This is a genomic window from Dietzia sp. NPDC055343 (assembly GCF_053645265.1).
Genome location: NZ_JBSHMJ010000127.1, coordinates 1 through 1,929, shown reverse-complemented (window position 1 = coordinate 1,929; position 1,929 = coordinate 1). Strand labels below are relative to the sequence as shown.

General features: G+C 67.8%; 3 protein-coding genes. All 3 read right to left on the bottom strand.

Annotated features, from left to right (window positions below; all coding sequences use genetic code 11):
- The coding region (locus ACWIE7_RS19025) for an ATP-binding cassette domain-containing protein (protein ID WP_454070309.1) at positions 1–162 on the bottom strand (162 nt) is incomplete at its 3' end.
- 238 nt (positions 163–400) lie between these two features.
- Positions 401–1,501 carry an XRE family transcriptional regulator gene (locus ACWIE7_RS19020; protein WP_454070308.1) on the bottom strand — a complete coding sequence of 367 codons (1,101 nt, stop codon included), beginning with the start codon at positions 1,499–1,501 and terminating at the stop codon, positions 401–403.
- 16 nt (positions 1,502–1,517) lie between these two features.
- Positions 1,518–1,929, bottom strand: a 412-nt coding sequence (locus tag ACWIE7_RS19015) for a response regulator transcription factor (RefSeq protein WP_454070307.1), incomplete at its 5' end; no start/stop codon positions are given.

Below are 1,929 nucleotides of genomic sequence, written 5' to 3'. Positions count from 1 at the left end.
GGTGGGCTGCAGGACGCCCATGATCATGCGCATGGTGGTGGTCTTGCCGGCGCCGTTGCCGCCCACGAAGCCGGTCATGGTTCCACGTGGAACCACGAATTCGACGTCGTTCACGGCCACCGTGTCGCCGAAGCGTCTGGTCAGTCCGTCGATGCGGAGCATGGTGTCCCTCCCTGGGCCGCCGCCCTTCGCGGGGTCCGGCCGATTGTCCTGATGACACCCATGACGTTATGGCGCGGCGCGGCGAAGCGGATCAGCCGTGAGGGGGAAATCGGTGCAGCGCAGCGGGACTCGTCTCCTCCTTGAGGAGGAGAGATACTTGACGACGACGAGACCGTCCGCCCGCCCGCGACGAGATCGCGTCGCGGGGCGGGCAACCACGACGTCGATCGTCCTGGGTTCAGACCAGTCGTAGAGAGCGTGTTGTCGCGGTGGCGGTATGGGCGGCGACCGGATTCATTACGGCGTGCGCAGCGTGCAGCTCGACCCCGAAGGTGAGCGCGCGGACTTCTTCCAGCGGTAGCCGGAGATCGTGTGCGATGTCTCTGGCTTTGACCGCACCGAGGACCTGGGGAAACACCCGGGACATCTCGTGTGCGGTCATCCCCCCGGGTTCGCTCGACCGATACCCGCGCCCGGAGAGGTCGATGTTCAGCTGGCGGTAATGCCAGTCGCTCATTCGACCTGCCGCATGGACGGCCCGGGTCAGCGCCATCGCCGACACCTTCAGTTTCGAGCGGGCATCGAGGATCTCCGTGGTGGAGGGGTTGCAACGTATCTGCGAAGACAGAGCGTCGCGCGGCATCAGAAACTCACTCGCGAATTGGTCGGCCTGACGTTCCTGGGTCGCCTCGTCGCCCGAGCCTGTGGCGTGCATGACGAGGTGCCCGAGCTCATGGGCGACGTCGAACCGCATCCGCTCCGGGGAGCGGCGTCGCGAGAGAAAAATGTAGGGAACGTCCCGGTGCCAGCAGGAGAACGCGTCGACTTCCTCTGCGATCGGCGGAAGCGTGTACACGCGCACGCCATGGGACTCGACGAGTTGCACTGCATTCGGGAGAGGCTTCGATCCCAGCGACCAATTGGCGCGGAGAACGCGCGCTGCCAAAGCCGGGTCTTCCTCGAGTCGCTGGGGAACGAAAACCGTGGGCAGGTCGAATCGTGCGCTGATCCACTGGTCGACTTCGATCCCGACCGCGCCTGCGGCGATCGCCGCGGCCCGTTGCCGTGCTCCGGCCCGTCGCGCGGCCCGGAAATTCACCCCGGCGGCCTCGATCTGCGCGGTCGGAGCCGCTGAGAAGAACGGGGCAGGGAACTGCAGCGCATCCGCCAGTCGCGGCGCCGCGGAGACTGGCGCCCCGTCGGACTCGTACCGCGTGATGCTGCGTGGCGTGAGCCCGAGCGCTCTGGCGAGATCGGACTTGGTCATTCCTCGACGGGTCCGGGCCAGCGCGATGCGGTCGGGGTCGAGGAACTCCTCGGGAAGCGACTGCTGTGCCATAGCAGGGCCTAGAGCTTCAATCACCTGGCCGGACGAGTCCGGCCTCGTACGCCAGGACCACGGCCTGCACACGATCGCGAAGGTGCAGCTTGGACAGGCACGCCGAGACGTGCGACTTGACGGTCGCCTCGCCCACCACGAGTTCGGCGGCGATCTCCGCGTTGGACAGCCCTCGTGCGACGTGGCGCAGGACCTGGCGTTCGCGCGTGGTCAGCGCGTCGAGGGCGAGGGAGGTGCCGCTGCCTGCGGCGCGGGAAGAAGATCCGACGACGACGCCGTGACCCGTACCGCCGCCACTCGCAGCGGCACCGGTCGGCCCTGTATCTCCGGCTGCATCCGCCATACCGTCACTCCCGGCCGCCGTGGGCGAGGCGGTCATCTTCTCGATCACCCGGCGGGTCACCTCGGGCGCGAGCAGGGCGTGCCCG